Annotated in this window: 15 protein-coding genes; 10 read left to right on the top strand and 5 right to left on the bottom strand. The window is 47.6% G+C overall.

Going from position 1 to position 16602, the window contains the following annotated elements; genetic code table 11:
* Positions 1-16 precede the first annotated feature (16 nt).
* Positions 17-379 (top strand): aspartate 1-decarboxylase, encoded by a 363-nt coding sequence (gene panD, locus IEN92_RS00695; protein WP_215373532.1) that lies wholly within the window; start codon positions 17-19, stop codon positions 377-379.
* Here panD and argH read toward each other — a convergent pair.
* Complete coding sequence (argH, locus tag IEN92_RS00690; RefSeq protein ID WP_216159617.1) at positions 376-1794, bottom strand: argininosuccinate lyase; 1419 nt, start codon at positions 1792-1794, stop codon at positions 376-378. The two genes, panD and argH, sit on opposite strands and share 4 nt — an antisense overlap.
* Before the next feature lie 43 nt (positions 1795-1837).
* Between argH and hemC the strand changes: the two genes are divergently transcribed.
* Together hemC and IEN92_RS00680 are read left to right on the top strand one after the other, a co-directional pair.
* On the top strand, positions 1838-2815 hold the full coding sequence (hemC, locus tag IEN92_RS00685; RefSeq protein WP_216159614.1) for a hydroxymethylbilane synthase: 978 nt from the start codon (positions 1838-1840) through the stop codon (positions 2813-2815).
* Positions 2816-2831: 16 nt separating this feature from the next.
* Positions 2832-3656, top strand: a complete 825-nt coding sequence (locus IEN92_RS00680; RefSeq protein WP_216159611.1) for a uroporphyrinogen-III synthase — start codon at positions 2832-2834, stop codon at positions 3654-3656.
* Here the strand turns inward: IEN92_RS00680 and IEN92_RS00675 are convergent.
* From IEN92_RS00675 to IEN92_RS00665, 3 genes are all read right to left on the bottom strand, one after another.
* Complete coding sequence (locus IEN92_RS00675; RefSeq protein ID WP_216159608.1) at positions 3653-4225, bottom strand: chorismate lyase; 573 nt, start codon at positions 4223-4225, stop codon at positions 3653-3655. The genes IEN92_RS00680 and IEN92_RS00675 overlap by 4 nt on opposite strands.
* Positions 4226-4227: 2 nt before the next feature.
* Positions 4228-5754, bottom strand: coding sequence for a DEAD/DEAH box helicase (locus IEN92_RS00670; protein WP_215373524.1), 1527 nt, complete (start codon positions 5752-5754; stop codon positions 4228-4230).
* Positions 5755-5993: 239 nt separating this feature from the next.
* Positions 5994-7391: a coniferyl aldehyde dehydrogenase gene (locus IEN92_RS00665; RefSeq protein WP_216159605.1), complete on the bottom strand. Its 1398-nt coding sequence runs from the start codon at positions 7389-7391 to the stop codon at positions 5994-5996.
* A gap of 49 nt (positions 7392-7440) precedes the next feature.
* On the opposite strand from IEN92_RS00665, the gene msrA reads away from it, so the two are divergent.
* A complete protein-coding gene (msrA, locus tag IEN92_RS00660; protein ID WP_215373521.1) occupies positions 7441-8013 on the top strand; it encodes a peptide-methionine (S)-S-oxide reductase MsrA in 573 nt (190 codons plus the stop codon).
* 4 nt (positions 8014-8017) lie between these two features.
* Here the strand turns inward: msrA and pdxH are convergent, their stop codons facing one another.
* Positions 8018-8653 carry a pyridoxamine 5'-phosphate oxidase gene (gene pdxH, locus IEN92_RS00655; RefSeq protein ID WP_216159602.1) on the bottom strand — a complete coding sequence of 212 codons (636 nt, stop codon included), beginning with the start codon at positions 8651-8653 and terminating at the stop codon, positions 8018-8020.
* 22 nt (positions 8654-8675) lie between these two features.
* Between pdxH and IEN92_RS00650 the strand changes: the two genes are divergently transcribed.
* From IEN92_RS00650 to IEN92_RS00625, 6 genes are all read left to right on the top strand, one after another.
* Positions 8676-9449, top strand: coding sequence for a ThiF family adenylyltransferase (locus IEN92_RS00650; protein WP_216159599.1), 774 nt, complete (start codon positions 8676-8678; stop codon positions 9447-9449).
* Between the two features lie 225 nt (positions 9450-9674).
* Positions 9675-11057: an amino acid permease gene (locus tag IEN92_RS00645; RefSeq protein ID WP_215373516.1), complete on the top strand. Its 1383-nt coding sequence runs from the start codon at positions 9675-9677 to the stop codon at positions 11055-11057.
* Between the two features lie 12 nt (positions 11058-11069).
* Positions 11070-12188 (top strand): alanine dehydrogenase, encoded by a 1119-nt coding sequence (ald, locus tag IEN92_RS00640; RefSeq protein ID WP_216159596.1) that lies wholly within the window; start codon positions 11070-11072, stop codon positions 12186-12188.
* 116 nt (positions 12189-12304) lie between these two features.
* Positions 12305-12880 (top strand): TMEM165/GDT1 family protein, encoded by a 576-nt coding sequence (locus IEN92_RS00635; RefSeq protein WP_216162070.1) that lies wholly within the window; start codon positions 12305-12307, stop codon positions 12878-12880.
* Positions 12881-12918: 38 nt separating this feature from the next.
* Entirely contained in the window at positions 12919-15528 is a 2610-nt protein-coding gene (gene pepN / locus IEN92_RS00630) for an aminopeptidase N (protein ID WP_216159593.1), read from the top strand.
* 64 nt (positions 15529-15592) lie between these two features.
* The gene (locus IEN92_RS00625; protein ID WP_216159590.1) at positions 15593-16591 is read left to right on the top strand and encodes a class 1 fructose-bisphosphatase; all 999 of its coding nucleotides are present in this window, start codon (positions 15593-15595) and stop codon (positions 16589-16591) included.
* The last annotated feature ends 11 nt before the right edge of the window (positions 16592-16602 follow it).

The raw sequence follows: 16602 nt of genomic DNA, 5'->3' as shown, positions 1-16602 counted from the left end.
TTGTTAGGAAATAGAGATGAATAGAATTATGTTGCTGGCCAAGATTCACCGTGCTACGGTGACTGAAGCAGATCTTCACTATGAAGGTTCGTGTGGAATTGATGAAGATCTTTTGGATGCAGCGAATATGCGTGAATTTGAAAAGATCGAGTTGTACAACATTAATAACGGTAATCGTTTCTCGACTTACATTATTAAAGCGGCACGCGGCTCTGGCATCATCTCCCTAAACGGCGCTGCTGCCAGAAAAGCACATGTTGGTGATCATTTGATTATCTGTACTTACGGTTCAGTACCAGAGAGTGAAGTTGCCTCTCATATTCCTAGAATTGTTATCGTGAATGACGATAACAGCATCAAAGAAATCAAGAAGCACTAAAGATCTGCACGACCCTGTGCAATCGCTGCAAGCACCTGGGCTGGGGCAGTCCCACCAGCGTGCTGGCGAGATTGGACTGAGCCATCTACAGTCAGTAGCGCAAAGACATCATCGCCAATCAGTTCAGGGCGACTATCTAAGCCACAAGCAAAGCGTAATTCAGAAAGACTTAAGTCGGTCAGCATGCAATTTCTGCCGACGCAGGCTTTAACGGCGTGTGCTACTGCTTCATGAGCATCACGGAATGCCAAACCTTTTTTGACCAAGTAGTCAGCTAAGTCGGTTGCAGTTGCAAAACCTTCTTCAGCAGCTGCTTTCATAACGGCTGCCTTGACTTCAATATGGGGCACCATATCAGCAAAGATGCGCAGGGTATCTTGTACGGTATCAACGGCATCAAATAAAGGCTCTTTATCTTCTTGGTTATCTTTGTTGTATGCCAGAGGTTGACTCTTCATCAGTGTTAGCAAAGACATGAGGTCACCGTAAACACGGCCAGTCTTCCCACGTGCTAATTCAGGGACATCGGGATTTTTCTTCTGCGGCATGATGGAGCTACCAGTGCAAAAGCGATCTGGCAGATCGATGAAGCCAAAGCGTGGGCTTAACCACAGTACAAGCTCTTCAGATAGACGGGATACGTGCATCATCAAGATCGATGCAAAGGCGCAGAATTCAATAGCAAAATCCCGGTCTGAAACGGCATCTAGAGAATTCTTACAAATACCATCAAATCCAAGTGCTTTAGCTACTTGCTCACGATCAATCGGATAGGTCGTGCCCGCTAAAGCAGCGGCTCCTAATGGCAGACGATTAAAGCGTGAGCGTAAATCTGCCAAACGACTGGCATCACGACTAAACATTTCAAAATAAGCCATCAAATGATGACCAAAGGTAATTGGTTGTGCAACTTGTAGATGGGTGTGCCCAGGCATGATGGTGGCAGCATGCCTCTCAGCTAGATCTAGAAGTGCAACACGTAAGGTTTTCAGTGTTTCTGAAATTTCATCAACACTACCGCGCAGCCATAGACGCAAGTCAGTAGCTACCTGGTCATTACGTGAGCGACCAGTATGTAAACGCTTGCCTGCATCACCCACAAGTTCAGTGAGGCGAGCTTCAATATTGAGATGCACATCTTCCAATGCCAGCTGCCACTCAAATTGACCGGCTTCAATTTCTCCCTGAATCTGGGCCATTCCTTTTTGAATGTCCGCCAAATCTTGGGCGCTGATAATCTTCTGATTGGCCAACATTTGGGCATGGGCTAATGAGCCAGCAATATCGACCATAGCAAAGCGTTGATCAAAGCCAATGGAGGCCGTATAACGCTGCACAAGTTCGTCAACGGGTTCATTAAAGCGGGCTGACCACGCTTGGGCTTTGTTGGCTAAGGAATTTTTGGATGAGCTCATAAACACAGTATATTGGTGTAGGTCTTTGATTATTTTAAATGTTATGTCCCAAACCCTGAATTCTTCCTCAGCATCCGCCCATTTGGCTGCTCCCAAGCGCCTGGTCATTGCATCCCGTGAGAGTCGGCTAGCCATGTGGCAGGCTGAACACGTCCGAGATTGCCTCAAAAAGCTGTATCCCGAGTGCGACGTCCAGATTCTAGGAATGACTACCCGTGGGGACCAGATTTTGGACAGAGCACTATCTAAAGTGGGTGGTAAAGGTCTTTTTGTAAAAGAGCTCGAAACGGCCTTAGAGGATGGGCGCGCAGATTTAGCTGTCCACTCCCTTAAAGATGTGCCTATGGTGATGCCAGAAGGATTTGAGCTCGCCTGCGTGATGGCCAGAGAGGATGCACGCGATGCATTTGTTTCTAATGACTTTGCCCGTTTGGAAGATTTGCCAGCAGGAGCTGTTGTTGGAACTTCGAGCTTGCGTCGTGAGTCAGTGTTACGAGCCAGGTTTCCCCATTTAGAAATCGCGCCACTGCGCGGTAATTTAGACACACGCATGAGTAAGCTGGATCGTGGCGAGTATCAAGCGATCATCTTAGCTGCAGCAGGCTTAAAACGCTTAGGACTAGAGAGTCGTATTCGTGCATACCTGCCATACGACCCTTATACTCCGGCCGCAGGGCAGGGAGCGCTCGGCATTGAGACGCTGAGCTCTCATCCAAACATCAAGCAATGGCTTGCCCCCTTAAATGACTTGGCAACTTTATATGCGGTTTCGGCTGAGCGTATGGTTTCTCGTCAATTGGGTGGTTCTTGCGAAGTGCCCTTAGCGGCTTACGCTGTATGGGATCAGAACCAAATGCAGATTCGTTCTTTTGTAGCAAGTGTGGATGGCAAAGCGATCTGTCTTGCTAGTGGCGCTGCAACAGTGCAGTCGATCGAAGATGCTGAGGCGCTAGGACTAACTGTTGCGAATGATTTGCTAGCACAGGGTGCAGCAGATTTAATTCCGCAGCTCCCCAAATAAAAACGCACCATTCATCATGAGTACTAAAACCATTGTCGTGACTAGGCCCGGTGGTCAAGCACGTCAATTGGTCGAGGCGCTTTCTAGCAGTATTGAAAGAGGTGGCATCTCTCAATGGAATGTGCCAGAGATTATCTCTTTGCCGCTGCTCACCATTGTTCCGAAGAGCGATGAGCAATTGGCTGAACATATCGGCAATGTTTTACAAGATGCGGACCTAGCCATCTTTGTGAGCCCCAATGCGATTGAGTGCGTGATGCGTTTGCTGGAATGTAATTGGCAAGACTTTTCTCAGAAGATTATTCCCATTGGGGTAATGGGTGGTAGCAGCAAGTCTGCCTTACAAAATCACGGTATTGGTCGGGAGGATTGTGCTACCCCAATCCTGATGCCAAAGAACAATGAGCAGTGGGATTCAGAAGGCTTATGGCAAGAGCTTCAAACCCTAGGCTGGAATTGGAATAATAAGAAGGTGGTGATCTTTAAGGGTGAGGGTGGCCGAGAGTGGTTGGCCGAGACTCTAAAGCATGAAGGCGCAGTGGTTGAGGCCATATCAACCTATAGCCGAGTGCCATTGGATTTGGATAATCCCGCTTGGGATTTGATTCGGGAGATCGATTTTGCTAGCTCCCTTTGGCTGCTCACTTCGTCTGAGGCAGTGCGTTATCTGGGGCAAGTGGCCCAGGATCAATTTCCCCAAAGTTTAGATAGCGCAAGTGCATTGTGTCCGCATTACCAAATTGCTGATGCGGCAGAAATCATTGGGTTTGGAGAAGTATTTACTACTGAGCCAGGTGATGAGGCTTTGATTAAAGCCAGCCTTGCTTGGTTACGCCTTTAGGCTTTTGTTTGTTGCAATAGAGCCGGCAAGAATATTTCATTCACCAGTATTGGGTGACCCTTTAAACGATAGAGGGTACGTCGTGCCCATAAAGGTGAAGTTATCTTAGGATGATTTTTAGAACATCTTTTCCATAACGCACTGCTTTTGTCTAGGCGTGCAATGTCTCGTGGTGGTTTAGCTTTGGAGTGTTTACGTGTTTTGGCAAATAACACCGCTCCTAGGGGCTTCTTGCCTAAGCGCAGAACCGCATGATTACTACCGCTAGAGCTGAAGGTTGGGATCACGCTATGGGCCATGACCAAAGGGATGCCATTTGCACAGAGTAGTACTTCCCGGACTCGGCAGCGTCTAATCCTGAAATGAAAATAGCGACTCTCGTCGCTATTTAAGGTTTGTGGGCAATCGCGCAAAACCTGCACTTCCAGTTTTTGACCAATTGCCTTCTCAATTTTTTGGGTGAGTGACCCAGTATCACTTAGCCAGGCTTGCCACTGACGCGGAGCCCGATGAATTTCACCGGAACCGACTCGATTCCATGCAGAACGGAGACGATTACGGTGAAACATTTTTAGCTACCGCTAAAGTTCCGACGTTGACCGCCAGACTTTGGTTTAGCAAAGCGTGGACCTGCTGGTCGCGCTGGACGTGAGTCAGCAGAGCGCGCAGGGCGTGAGTCGGCAGAACGTGCTGGGCGTGAATCAGCTGAACGAGATTCGCCAGAACGATTTCCACCAGCATTGCCACCGCCACCACCAAAGCGAGACTCAGAGCGTGCGCCTGAACCATAACGACCGCCACCACCGCCAGAGCGATTGCCGCCGAAGCCACCACCAGAGCGGCCACCAGGGCGACCACCGCCACCACCAAAGCTAGGCTTGGCTTGTGGCTCTAGACCAGCGATGACAGAGGCAACGATATCTTGCTGTGTAAAGCGCTCGATATTGCGAATCTTGGCGCGATCACGATGTTCAACCAAAGTGATTGCTACACCATTGCGACCAGCACGACCTGTACGACCAATGCGGTGCGTATAGTCTTCTGGTTTCATTGGCAAGCCAAAGTTAATCACGTGGCTAATACGTGGCACATCAATACCGCGAGCCGCTACGTCTGTTGCTACCAAAATCTTGGTATGACCCTTACGTAAAGACTCTAGGCGACGCATACGTACAGCTTGAGGCATTGCACCGTGAAGGGCAGTCGCTTCGTAACCATTCGCACGCAATGTGTCAGCGATCTTTTCGCTTTCAACTTGGGTACTTGCAAACACGACTGCTTGATCCAAAGAGGCATCAGCCAAAATGTGCTCAAGAAGCTTATGCTTGTGTGACATGCTGTCAGCCCAGTGCAACTTCTGCTCAATGTTGGCGTGCTTTTCACCTGCGTGAGCAAGTTCAATACGCTTGGCATCTGTAGTCAACTCATTTGCTAAAGACATAATCTTTGGTGCAAAGGTTGCAGAGAACATCAAGGTTTGGTCGCGACTAGCGCAACGTTTATCAATGGCTTCGAGATCTTCAGCAAATCCCATGTCAAGCATACGATCGGCTTCGTCGATAACGAGTTGTTTAACATCATCTAAGCGAATTGCTTTGCTATCGCATAAGTCGAGCAAACGACCTGGAGTTGCAACAACTAACAATGCACCTTTCAATGCTTGGATTTGTTTGCCGTAAGGCATGCCACCCATCACAGTAGCAATGCGGATACCTTTCATGCCGCGAACTAAGTTCACTGCATCAGCGGAAACCTGTTGAGCTAATTCACGAGTAGGGCAGAGTACTAACACTTTAGGTTGTGCCCGACCTGGTACAGGTGAATTATTTGGGTTGCTTTCAATCAGTTGATTAATTAAAGGCAACAAAAAGGCTGCAGTTTTACCGCTACCGGTTTGGCTGCTGACCAATAAGTCACCACCAGCTAGGGCTGCAGGAATAACCTGAGCTTGCACGGAAGTGGCTTGGGTATAACCCAGTTCAGCAACGTTTTTAAGGAGTGATGCCGCTAAGGCAAAATTCTGAAACTCAGTTCCAGTGCTTTTTGAGTCGTGACTTGCGTCTTTGGACTCGTGTTTTGTTTCTTTAGAAAAAGTCATGCTATTACACATCCCCTTCAAGGGATGTCTCCGTATGTTGCACCCATGGTTTTTTATAGGGTGCGATGGTCAAAGGCATCGACCATCAGACAGGCGGCAGCGCGTTTTGTGACTTCGGTGTTTATAACTTCTAAACGGTACGCTGAAATATAGCTGGGGGGCGATGAATCAAATTGCTTTAAAAAGCCTCTAATTATCGCAGTTTGAGGGACCGATTACAAGGGTTTTCCCGGAATAATTCATTTAAGTCGGCGCAATATGCCTTCAATCCTTTTCCCATAAGGAGGATGAGCAGGTTTTGTTCCCTTTAAAAGATTCGTACCGAAAATACCTTTGACTTCAAGAATCGACTTTTGATAGCTGAAGGTATTAAAGCCGGCTTTGCCGTGATACTTGCCCATGCCGCTAGGACCAACACCGCCGAACGGCAGGGTCTCAACAGCGGCATGCAAGAAGACGTCATTGATGGTGACGCCACCAGAACGAGTCTGATCTAGCACTTGCTGTAAATTTTTCTTGTCCTTACCAAACCAATAGAGTGCCAATGGATGGGGCTTACTATTGATGAACGCAATTGCTGCGGCAGTATTGGCTGCAGGGAGTATCGGCAGAATTGGACCGAAGATTTCTTCATGCAGTACTCGCGCATCCTGAGGAACATTAATCAGTGCTACAGGTTCAAATTGTCTGGTGCCAGCGGAGGAATCATTAATTAGGGGTATCGCTGTGGCACCACGATCCAGGGCATCACTCAGGAGATGCTGCCAGTACTGCAATTGATCGTCATCAATTGGTCCAGTGAATTCTTTGGGGTTGCTAAATTGTTTTGTTGCCGCAGATTGCAGTTCTTGAATAAATGCTTCTTGCAAGCTTTGCTCGATGAGAACGTAGTCGGGCGCAATGCAGGTTTGACCGCTATTGAGAAGCTTGCCGTAGGCGATTGATCCGGCAGCATCTTTCAGCTTAGCGGATGAATCAATCACCGCTGGAGATTTACCGCCAAGCTCTAAGGTCATAGGGGTAAGGTTTTCTGCGGCTGCACGCATCACTTTTTTGCCTATTGCCTCAGAGCCAGTGAAGAAAAGGTGGGCAAACGGTAGGGCGGCAAATTGTTCAGCAACATCTACGCCGCCGGTAGTGACACAAAACTCACTCGGGTGAAAATACTCTTGAATGAGGTTGGCTAAAAAGCCAGAGGTACGAGAGCTGCGCTCTGAGGGTTTAAGCCAAACACGGTTACCTGCTGCAAACGCAGCAATGGCTGGTAATAAAGCCAGTCTTACTGGGTAATTCCAGGGGCTCATGATGCCAACCACCCCCATCGATTGATGTTCAATCCAAGCTTCAGAAGCACCTAAGTATGCAGGAATCTCTACTTGAGTTGGTTTCATCCACTCCTTGAGATGTTTGCGGGTGTACCGGCATGCTTGGTAGAGTCCTTGAAACTCAACCAGCCGAGTTTCGATGGAATCTCTCACTCCAAAATCAGCAACGAGCGCTTTACAGATTTTCTCTTCGTTGGCTTGAATCATTTTTTCAATTCGACCAATACGCTCTAACCTCACTTCAAGAGTGGGATTTGGTTCAGCAGCATAGGCCGCCTGGATTTCTTCGAGCTGGATAGTGAAGCGATTCATAGGGAATTAATAGTTGGCAGACATTGGAATAAGGCATTAGGATAAAGCCATGACCCAAACTATTCTTGAAAACCATGCCCCTCTAGAGCAGGCCACCTTAGGTGGCGGATGCTTTTGGTGCCTAGAGGCTGTTTATCAGCAAATTTCTGGGGTGAAATCCGTGGTTTCTGGCTATGCTGGGGGCGCTAGACCGAACCCAACTTATGAAGCAGTTTGCACTGGTGTGACAGGACATGCCGAGATTGTGGACATCCTATTTGACCCGCAAATTGTTTCATTTAGAGACCTTTTAGAAATCTTCTTTGTGATTCATGATCCTACTACCTTGAACTATCAAGGCAATGATCATGGTACCCAATATCGTTCAGTGATCTTCACGCACAGTGACGAGCAGGCTCAGATTGCCCATGAAGTAGTGAAAGAGTTAGGGGATTCTAGAATCTATTCGAGCCCAGTAGTCACCCAGATTGAAGCGGCTCCAACAATTTTCCCTGCAGAAGACTATCACCAGAACTACTTTGTGCAACATCCTAATCAAGGTTACTGCATGGCAGTAGTAGCACCAAAGCTAGCAAAGTTCAGAGCGAAATTTAAAGCGCTCATTGCGCCACAGTATTCCTGAGTCTTTAAGGAGCCAGGCGATTAACATGCCACTCAGAGCCCACTAGCTTGTAGTGAATACGATCATGTAAACGGGAAGGTCGTCCTTGCCAGAACTCTATTTCTGTTGGGCGCAGACGGTATCCACCCCAATGCTCAGGGCGCGGTGGCGCATCACCAAATTCTGCTTTAAAGCGTTTTTCTGCTTCTTCTAGAAACTCACGGTTAGGTATGGCTGCACTTTGAGGGGATGCCCAGGCACCGATACGTGAAGCTGAAGGGCGGGAGTGAAAATATTCATCGCTTTCGACAGAGCTCACGCGCTCGACGATCCCTTGAATACGAACTTGACGCTCAAGCTCATGCCAATGAAACAATAAGGCAGCCTGGGGTCGAACTGCCAAATCCTTGCCTTTTTGACTTTCGTAATTAGTGAAAAAGGTGAAACCGTTTTGGTCGGCGCCTTTTAGTAAGACAATACGAGCTGATGGATTGCCGGCTTTATCAGCAGTTGCTAAGGTCATGGAATTGGGTTCGGGACACTCTGCTCTGACAGCTTGGTCAAACCAAAGCTGAAACAGTGGAAAAGGTGCGGCAGGAACGTCGGTTTCAGACAGCTGACCGAAGGTATAGTTTTTGCGAAGTTGAGCAATAGAGTCCATTTATTCAGTATAAAGAGAAGCTATGGCAGAAGACAAGGTAGAAGAAAGCTTAGAAGATCGTCGTTTTGGCGGGGTCTCCAGACTCTATGGGCCAGAGCTGCGCGAGCGCTTTCGTAATGCAACGGTAGTGGTGGCTGGCTTGGGTGGTGTTGGCTCTTGGGCAGCTGAAGCATTGGCGCGCACTGGTATTGGACACCTCGTCTTGGTCGATTTTGATCACATTGCAGAAAGTAATACCAATCGTCAATTGCACGCTTTAGAAGGTCAGTATGGCAAAGCTAAGGTGGAAGCCATGACTCAGCGCATTTTGCAAATCAATCCTGAAATCAAACTGACACCTTGCGATGAGTTTCTGACGCCAGAAAATTTAGATGTACTGATTCCAAAAGATGCATACGTATTAGATGCTACGGATTCGGTGCAAACCAAAATTGCTTTATCAGTGTGGGCTAATCAAAATCAGCGAGCGCTTGTGATGTGTGGTGCTGCTGGCGGAAAAACAGATCCGACTTCCGTGCGCTGCGATGATCTCTCGCGTACCGAGCAAGATGCTTTGCTAGCAAAGGTACGACAAGGTCTCAGGCAGGATCATGGCTTCTCCAGAAACCTCAAGAGAAAAATTGGTATCCGTGCCATTTATTCCCACGAACCCAGAGCTGGCGCCGCTAGTGGCGGTCTAGCATGCTCCGGCTACGGATCTACGGTCATGGTGACGGCAGCCTGCGGCTTGGCTGCAGCTGCAGAGATTTTGAATCTGATTGCTGCTAATTCTTTGGCAAGCGTAATTGAGCAATAAATCCCTCAGGGCATTCCCTGTAAGAAATGTTTGATTCTTTTGTAGTCAGAAATATTTCTGGATATCTATCTGGCTTGATTTCAAAGACATTCCACTCTTAGATACTTTACTTTTAATTGGTTTAAGTACTTTAGGTATTTTTATCCTCTAGTGCATCTGCCAAGCACTCCCTAGACTTTGCTTCGTTGGTAAATCAGCCAATGACAAATCGAAAGGAGGTCTCTTTTGCAGACTGAACACACTGGCTTAAAACGCCATCTCAAAGTAAGACACATTCGTTTGATGGCCCTAGGGTCAACAATTGGCGTTGGATTATTTCTTGGTTCGGCTAGCGCTATTCAAATTGCGGGCCCATCCATTCTTTTGGGCTACTTGTTAGCAGGGATTGTTGCCTTCATTGTGCTGCGAACTCTGGGTGAAATGGCTGTGCATGAGCCAGTAGCGGGTTCTTTTGCTGCCTATGCCAATAGTTATGTTGGTCCACTCGCCGGTTATATGGTGGGTTGGGGCTACTGGACCTATTGGATTGTGGTGGGCATTGCTGAAGTTACTGCAGTGGGTATCTACATGGGAATCTGGTTTCCAGAAACACCTCAATGGATTTGGGCGCTGTCTTCCATCGTCTTGATGGGTTTAATTAATCTCATTGCGGTCAAAGTCTTTGGAGAGTTTGAGTTTTGGTTTGCGCTCATCAAGGTGGTGGCTATTGTTGCCATGATTACCCTTGGTGGCTCAGTAATCTTGTTTGGTTTTACCAATGATTGGCAACCAATTGGCTTAAGTAATTTATGGCAGCACGGCGGCTTCTTTCCGAATGGAATCAGCGGCATGTTGCTTTCACTGCAAATGGTCTTGTTTGCCTATGTGGGTATCGAGATGATTGGCTTATCGGCAGGCGAAGCTGAGAATCCCAAGAAGACCATACCCATGGCCATTGATTCATTGGCATGGCGCATCCTCATTTTCTATATGGGTGCCATCTTAGTCATTCTGGCCATCTTCCCTTGGAATGAAGTCGGTCAGCAGGGCAGTCCCTTTGTAGTGATGTTTGAGCGCATTGGTTTGCGTGAGGCAGCAGGCTTAATTAATTTTGTGGTGATTACTGCAGCACTTTCATCCTGCAATGCTGGCATCTTTAGTGGCGGTCGCCTTCTTTATTCGCTAGCAAACAATGGTTATGCGCCCGCAAGATTTGCAAAGCTCTCGAAATATGGTGTTCCGCATCGCGCGGTGATGGCAACCGTTGCAGTGTGTATGACGGGGGTTGTACTGAATTACTTTGTTCCAGAAAAAGCCTTTCAATACATCATGGCAGCAGTCACCTTTGTCGGTCTGATGGTCTGGATCGCCATTCTCTTTACGCAACTCCAGTTCCGTCGTTCATTGACGAAAGACCAAGTAGCCCAATTGGCATATCGCACTCCTTGGCATCCCTATTCCTCATGGTTCGCTCTAGCATTTATTGCCCTGGTAGTAGTGCTGATGGGCTTTCATGAGGATGCACGGATTGCTTTGATATTGGGTCCGTGTTTATTGGCGGTGTATCTAGCAATGTTCTTCATTGTTGGTTTGCACCATAAAACAAAAAATCGTCGTGAATTTAAATAAAAGGAGATCAAAATGATTATTGGCGTACCTCAGGAAGTAAAAAACAATGAGTTTCGGGTGGGTTTGACACCTGGAAATGTCAGCGGCCTTTGCAAGCAAGGACATTCAGTATTAGTGCAGCGCGGCGCGGGTGAGCAGATCGGCTTAACAGATGAGGCTTATCGCATTGCTGGTGCTACCCTGATTAATAGCGCTGCAGAGGTTTTTCATAAAGCAGAAATGATTGTGAAGGTGAAAGAGCCACAAGCACAGGAATGTGCAATGTTGCGTGAGGATCAAATTTTGTTTACCTATCTTCATTTAGCTCCAGATCCGAAACAGACACAAGCGCTTCTACATTCTGGAGCAACTTGTATTGCCTATGAAACTGTCACTGCAATGAATGGTGCATTACCGCTACTCGCACCAATGAGTGAGGTAGCAGGGCGCATGTCAATTCAGGCGGCTGCCTCACATTTAGAGAAAACCCATGGTGGCCTGGGCGTTCTCATGGCGGGAGTGCCTGGCGTATCCCCAGCGAAGATTGTCATTCTGGGTGCTGGGGTCGTCGGGCGCAATGCACTGCAGATGGCGGTAGGTATGGGAGCTGATGTATGCATCTTTGATCGAGACATTGATCGTTTACGTCAAATTGACATGCTCTATGGCAATCGGGTGCGCACCTTTTACTCGGATAGTTTATTAATTGAGCAAAAAGTCAGTGAAGCGGATGTGGTGATTGGGGCTGTGCTCCTTCCTGGGGGAGCCGCACCGAAACTCGTGAGCCATGAGATGATTCGAAAGATGAAGCCAGGCTCTGTGGTTGTTGATGTGGCAATTGATCAAGGTGGTTGTTTTGAAACCTCAAAGCCAACCACCCATGCAGATCCCACCTACTTAGTGGATGGTGTGTTGCACTATTGTGTAGCGAACATGCCCGGAGCAGTTGCCAGAACTTCCACCTTTGCCCTAACTAATGCGACTTATCCATTTGTAGAGGCTTTGGCTAATCGCGGTGTGATGAAAGCCTTATCAATAGATCATCATCTGCGTAATGGCTTGAGTGTGCATAAGGGGGTATTGACCTCGAAGCCTGTAGCACAAGCACAGGGTCTGGAATTTGCTCACGCTGAGGAGTTAATCATGGCTTAGCCTTACTCCGTATACCTAGTAAGTGAGTTGAGTGTATAGCGCCTTAGAGGATTTAAACTAGCCTTAGCGCACTTTCCTGACAAATTATTCACTCCCTTACTAGGATCATCCAATTGATTGATTTTTCTGCTCTCACCCTCTCTGCTGGCGTTGTTGCTTTGGCGGAGATGGGTGACAAAACTCAACTACTTTCTTTAATGTTGGCGGCTCGCTATCCCAAGCAAGCCATCGCTATTATTGCTGGCATCTTCATTGCCACTATTGCTAACCATGCATGCGCTGCGCTACTAGGCCATTGGTTAACCATCATGGTTTCTCCCGATGTCATGCGTTGGATCTTGGGCTTGAGCTTTTTGGGAATTGGTCTTTGGCTTTTAGTGCCAGATCATATTGATGATGCCGCTGGATCTAAAGTGGCTGATCGCGCATGGCAAGTATTTTTGCTGACTGTTGGCTTGTTCTTCTTGGCAGAGATGGGGGATAAAACTCAAATTGCAACTATTGCTCTGGGCGCAAGATATCAAGATGTTTTCTCGGTCACGGTTGGCACTACTTTGGGGATGATGCTAGCAAATGCGCCGGCAGTCTGGGTAGGTCAAAAATTTACCCAACGGATGCCAATCAAGTGGGTACACGCAGTAGCTGCAGTGACCTTCATCGCTATTGGGATTGCTACTTTGGTTTGGGCTTAGCCGGTACAACATTCCTGGCAAAAGCTTAAAATGAGGCTATGAAAACTGATCTGCCACAGAGCTTTCGTCGGCTCGAATACCGTCCTCCCGTTTACACCTTCGATCAAGTCGAGCTCGATATTGCATTAGATCCAGCAAGGACCATCGTCAAGAGTCGAATTGAGGTGTTACCAGGCGAAAGTTTTGAAGCGGGGGCGCCATTGACCTTAGTCGGTCAAGCATTAGAGTTTGTGAGCTTGCGCATCAATGGAGAAGCACACCGTCATTTTGAGTTAACCCCTGAGACCCTCAGCATCCATTCATTGCCAAAAGAGGGTAAAGACAAATTCATCGTAGAGATCATCTGTGTTTGTGTCCCTGAAAAAAATACATCTCTCATGGGCCTGTATGTTTCGAATGGCAACTTCTTTACCCAATGTGAAGCAGAAGGCTTCAGAAAAATCACCTACTTCTTAGATCGCCCTGATGTGATGGCCCGCTACCGTGTGACTTTACGTGCCCGCGAAGCAGAGTGCCCAGTCTTGCTATCTAACGGTAATTTACTGAAGACCGAAAAACTACCCAATGGTTGGCATAGCGCTATTTGGGAAGACCCATTTCCAAAGCCTTCGTATTTATTTGCTTTGGTAGCAGGTAAGTTGGAATGTATCGAAGAAACGATTGCTACCAGTAGCGGTGCTAAGAAGTTATTGCAGATCTGGGTTGAGCCTCACGATCTCAAAAAGACCCGGCATGCCATGGATTCTCTGATTGCAGCTATTCACTGGGATGAGAAACGGTTTGGATTAGAACTTGATCTAGAGCGCTTCATGATTGTGGCGGTGGGCGATTTCAATATGGGGGCGATGGAGAATAAGGGGCTGAATATCTTCAATACGAAGTTCGTCTTAGCTCAGCCAGAAACGGCAACGGATGCTGACTTTGCCAATATTGAGAGTGTCGTCGCCCACGAATATTTCCATAACTGGACTGGTAATCGAGTCACTTGTCAGGATTGGTTTCAGCTTTCACTTAAAGAAGGCTTAACAGTCTTTAGGGATCAAGAGTTCTCTGCCGATCAAATGGGTAGTGAATCTGGCCGAGCGGTCAAACGAATTGAGGATGTGCGTTTACTGCGCCAACTCCAATTCCCGGAGGATGCAGGTCCGATGGCCCATCCCATTCGTCCAGATGAGTATCAAGAAATCAGCAACTTTTATACCGTCACGGTCTACGAGAAGGGCTCCGAGGTTGTGCGGATGTATCAAACCCTGCTAGGTAAAGAGGGTTTCCGCAAAGGGATGGATTTGTATTTCAAGCGCCATGATGGCCATGCTGTGACTTGCGATGATTTCTTGGCGGCGATGGCGGATGCGAACGGCAAAGATCTCACTCAGTTCAGAAATTGGTATAGCCAGGCCGGCACTCCAAAGGTAAAAGTGCAAGAGCGTTTCGATGCCGCAAAAAAACAATATCAACTTACCTTAACTCAAAGTTGCCGTCCTAGCCCTGGTCAGCCCGAGAAAAAACCATTTCATATTCCCTTGAAGATACGCTTGATTACCAAGAGCAATGATCAAGCAGAGCAATTACTGGAGTTGACGCAGCCTAGCCAAACTTGGACTTTTGACAATATTGCTGAGCGTCCAGTACTGTCGATTAATCGGAATTTTTCTGCGCCGGTTAATTTAGATTTTGAGCAAAGCGAAGCGGATCTTCTGACCCTATTCTCAAGTGATGATGATCCATTTAATCGCTGGGAAGCAGGCCAGAAGCTGGCTATGCAGATGATTTTGAATAATCGTTTGCCGGATGCAAAGTTGCTTGATGCTTATCGCAATCTCCTGATGGATCCTAAGCTCGATCCTGCCTTCAAGGAGCTTGCTCTAACTTTGCCTGCCGAGTCTTACCTCTATGAGCAGTGCGCCTCTGTCGATCCTCAAAAAATCTTTATAGCACGCCGCGCTTTCCGAAGAGAAATAGCTAAGCAACTGCAACTGGAGTGGGCGGCACTCTACCAACAAATGCAAACACCCGGACCCTTCAAGTCCGATGCCGTAGATTCCGGAAAGCGGGCCCTTAAAAATCTGGCATTGAGTATGTTGCTCGAAGCCAATCCAGGTGTATGGGCACCCATGGCAGTACACCAGTATGAGATTGCTGACAATATGACTGACCGCTATGCTGCATTAGCGGCATTAGTAGTGCATGGCGCCAAACAAGCCAAAGAGTGCCTCGCGGATTTCTATCAGCGATTTGAGAATGATCCCCTCGTGATTGATAAGTGGTTTGGTTTGCAATCGAGTCGTCCACCAGTCGATGGTCTTCAATCTACGCTGAGTGATGTGCGTCAATTACGCGAGCATCCTGCCTTCAAAATGAACAATCCCAATCGGGTGCGCAGCGTCATTCATGCCTTTTGCTCAAACAATCCAGCGAGTTTTCATCAGGCTGATGGCAGTGGTTATGAATTCTGGGCTGATAGTGTTTTAGCCTTAGATCCCATTAACCCTCAAGTTGCAGCCCGCTTGGCCAGAGCCTTGGATCGTTGGCGCTTGTTTGCCCAACCTTACCAAGACCATATGAAAGCTGCTTTGGAGCGTGTGGCTGCCTGCAAAACACTGTCGCTCGATACCAGGGAAGTCATTAACAAAGCCTTAGGTAGCTAGCGCCTTGTATAACAGGGCAAAATAGAGCCTATAGTCATTGGCACCAATAATCGGAGAAATACCTTTGTCCTCAAGCGATAACACCAATTTCAAGCAATATCTTGTCAGCGCTCTACCAAAGGGTGCGGCTATCCCTACTGGTCTTCAAGAGTTATTGCTCGCAGTAGTGAATACCTGCTCGACCCTGAGTCATGAAGTGGCGCAGGGCGCATTAATTGGTTTGTTGGGCTCTGCTGGCAGTGGCAACATTCAAGGTGAAGTCCAACAAAAGCTCGACATCATCGCCAATGATCAATTGATTGAGGGCGTGAAGGGGTGTAAATCTTTGGCTGGTCTTGCATCAGAAGAGATGGAGCTGCCTGTGCCTGTACAGGGGACTGGTGACTATTTACTTTTATTTGATCCGCTCGATGGCTCTTCTAATATTGATGTCAACGTATCCATTGGCACTATTTTTTCTATATTGAAGAAGCAGGATCCAAATGCTCCGCTGCAGACTACCGATTTTCTGTTGTCAGGTCGTCACCAAGCCGCTGCAGGGTATGTAGTTTATGGCCCGCAAACTACCATGGCCTTGACCTTGGGTGATGGTGTGGTGATGTTTACCTTAAACAAAGAGACTGGTGAGTTTTTACTCATTAAAGATGCTGTGACGATCGCACCAGTTGCAAAAGAATTTGCAATTAATATGTCTAATATGCGTCACTGGGCTGAACCAGTGCGCCGTTATGTTGAAGAGTGTTTGGCTGGTACTACTGGACCTCGCAATAAAGACTTCAATATGCGCTGGATTGCATCGATGGTTGCTGACGTGCATCGTGTTTTATCGCGCGGAGGTATTTTTATGTACCCTTGGGATCAGCGCGAGCCACACAAGGCCGGTAAATTGCGCTTGATGTATGAAGCAAATCCCATGAGCTTCTTGGTAGAGCAGGCTGGTGGTGCATCTATCAATGGCACTCAAAACATTCTGGATTTACAGCCTACTGGTCTGCACGAGCGTGTTTCAGTGATGCTGGGGTCCAAAGAAGAGATCGAGCGCTTAAAGCAATACCACGCGTAAGGGCTTTAGAT

Source organism: Polynucleobacter sp. MWH-Creno-3A4, assembly GCF_018881885.1.
In the GTDB taxonomy this organism is placed as follows: domain Bacteria; phylum Pseudomonadota; class Gammaproteobacteria; order Burkholderiales; family Burkholderiaceae; genus Polynucleobacter.
The sequence above is the reverse complement of the archived record's forward strand: the minus strand, read 5'-3'. Positions and strand labels throughout refer to the sequence as shown.

What these genes read in the sequence shown, in the direction of transcription:
- IEN92_RS00650 (WP_216159599.1), top strand. Translation starts at nt 8,676, where the DNA reads ATGGCAGAAGACAAGGTAGAAGAAAGCTTAGAAGATCGTCGTTTTGGC.
- IEN92_RS00670 (WP_215373524.1), bottom strand. Translation starts at nt 5,754, where the DNA reads ATGACTTTTTCTAAAGAAACAAAACACGAGTCCAAAGACGCAAGTCAC.
- panD (WP_215373532.1), top strand. Translation starts at nt 17, where the DNA reads ATGAATAGAATTATGTTGCTGGCCAAGATTCACCGTGCTACGGTGACT.
- hemC (WP_216159614.1), top strand. Translation starts at nt 1,838, where the DNA reads ATGTCCCAAACCCTGAATTCTTCCTCAGCATCCGCCCATTTGGCTGCT.
- msrA (WP_215373521.1), top strand. Translation starts at nt 7,441, where the DNA reads ATGACCCAAACTATTCTTGAAAACCATGCCCCTCTAGAGCAGGCCACC.
- pepN (WP_216159593.1), top strand. Translation starts at nt 12,919, where the DNA reads ATGAAAACTGATCTGCCACAGAGCTTTCGTCGGCTCGAATACCGTCCT.
- pdxH (WP_216159602.1), bottom strand. Translation starts at nt 8,653, where the DNA reads ATGGACTCTATTGCTCAACTTCGCAAAAACTATACCTTCGGTCAGCTG.
- IEN92_RS00680 (WP_216159611.1), top strand. Translation starts at nt 2,832, where the DNA reads ATGAGTACTAAAACCATTGTCGTGACTAGGCCCGGTGGTCAAGCACGT.
- IEN92_RS00675 (WP_216159608.1), bottom strand. Translation starts at nt 4,225, where the DNA reads ATGTTTCACCGTAATCGTCTCCGTTCTGCATGGAATCGAGTCGGTTCC.
- IEN92_RS00665 (WP_216159605.1), bottom strand. Translation starts at nt 7,391, where the DNA reads ATGAATCGCTTCACTATCCAGCTCGAAGAAATCCAGGCGGCCTATGCT.
- argH (WP_216159617.1), bottom strand. Translation starts at nt 1,794, where the DNA reads ATGAGCTCATCCAAAAATTCCTTAGCCAACAAAGCCCAAGCGTGGTCA.
- ald (WP_216159596.1), top strand. Translation starts at nt 11,070, where the DNA reads ATGATTATTGGCGTACCTCAGGAAGTAAAAAACAATGAGTTTCGGGTG.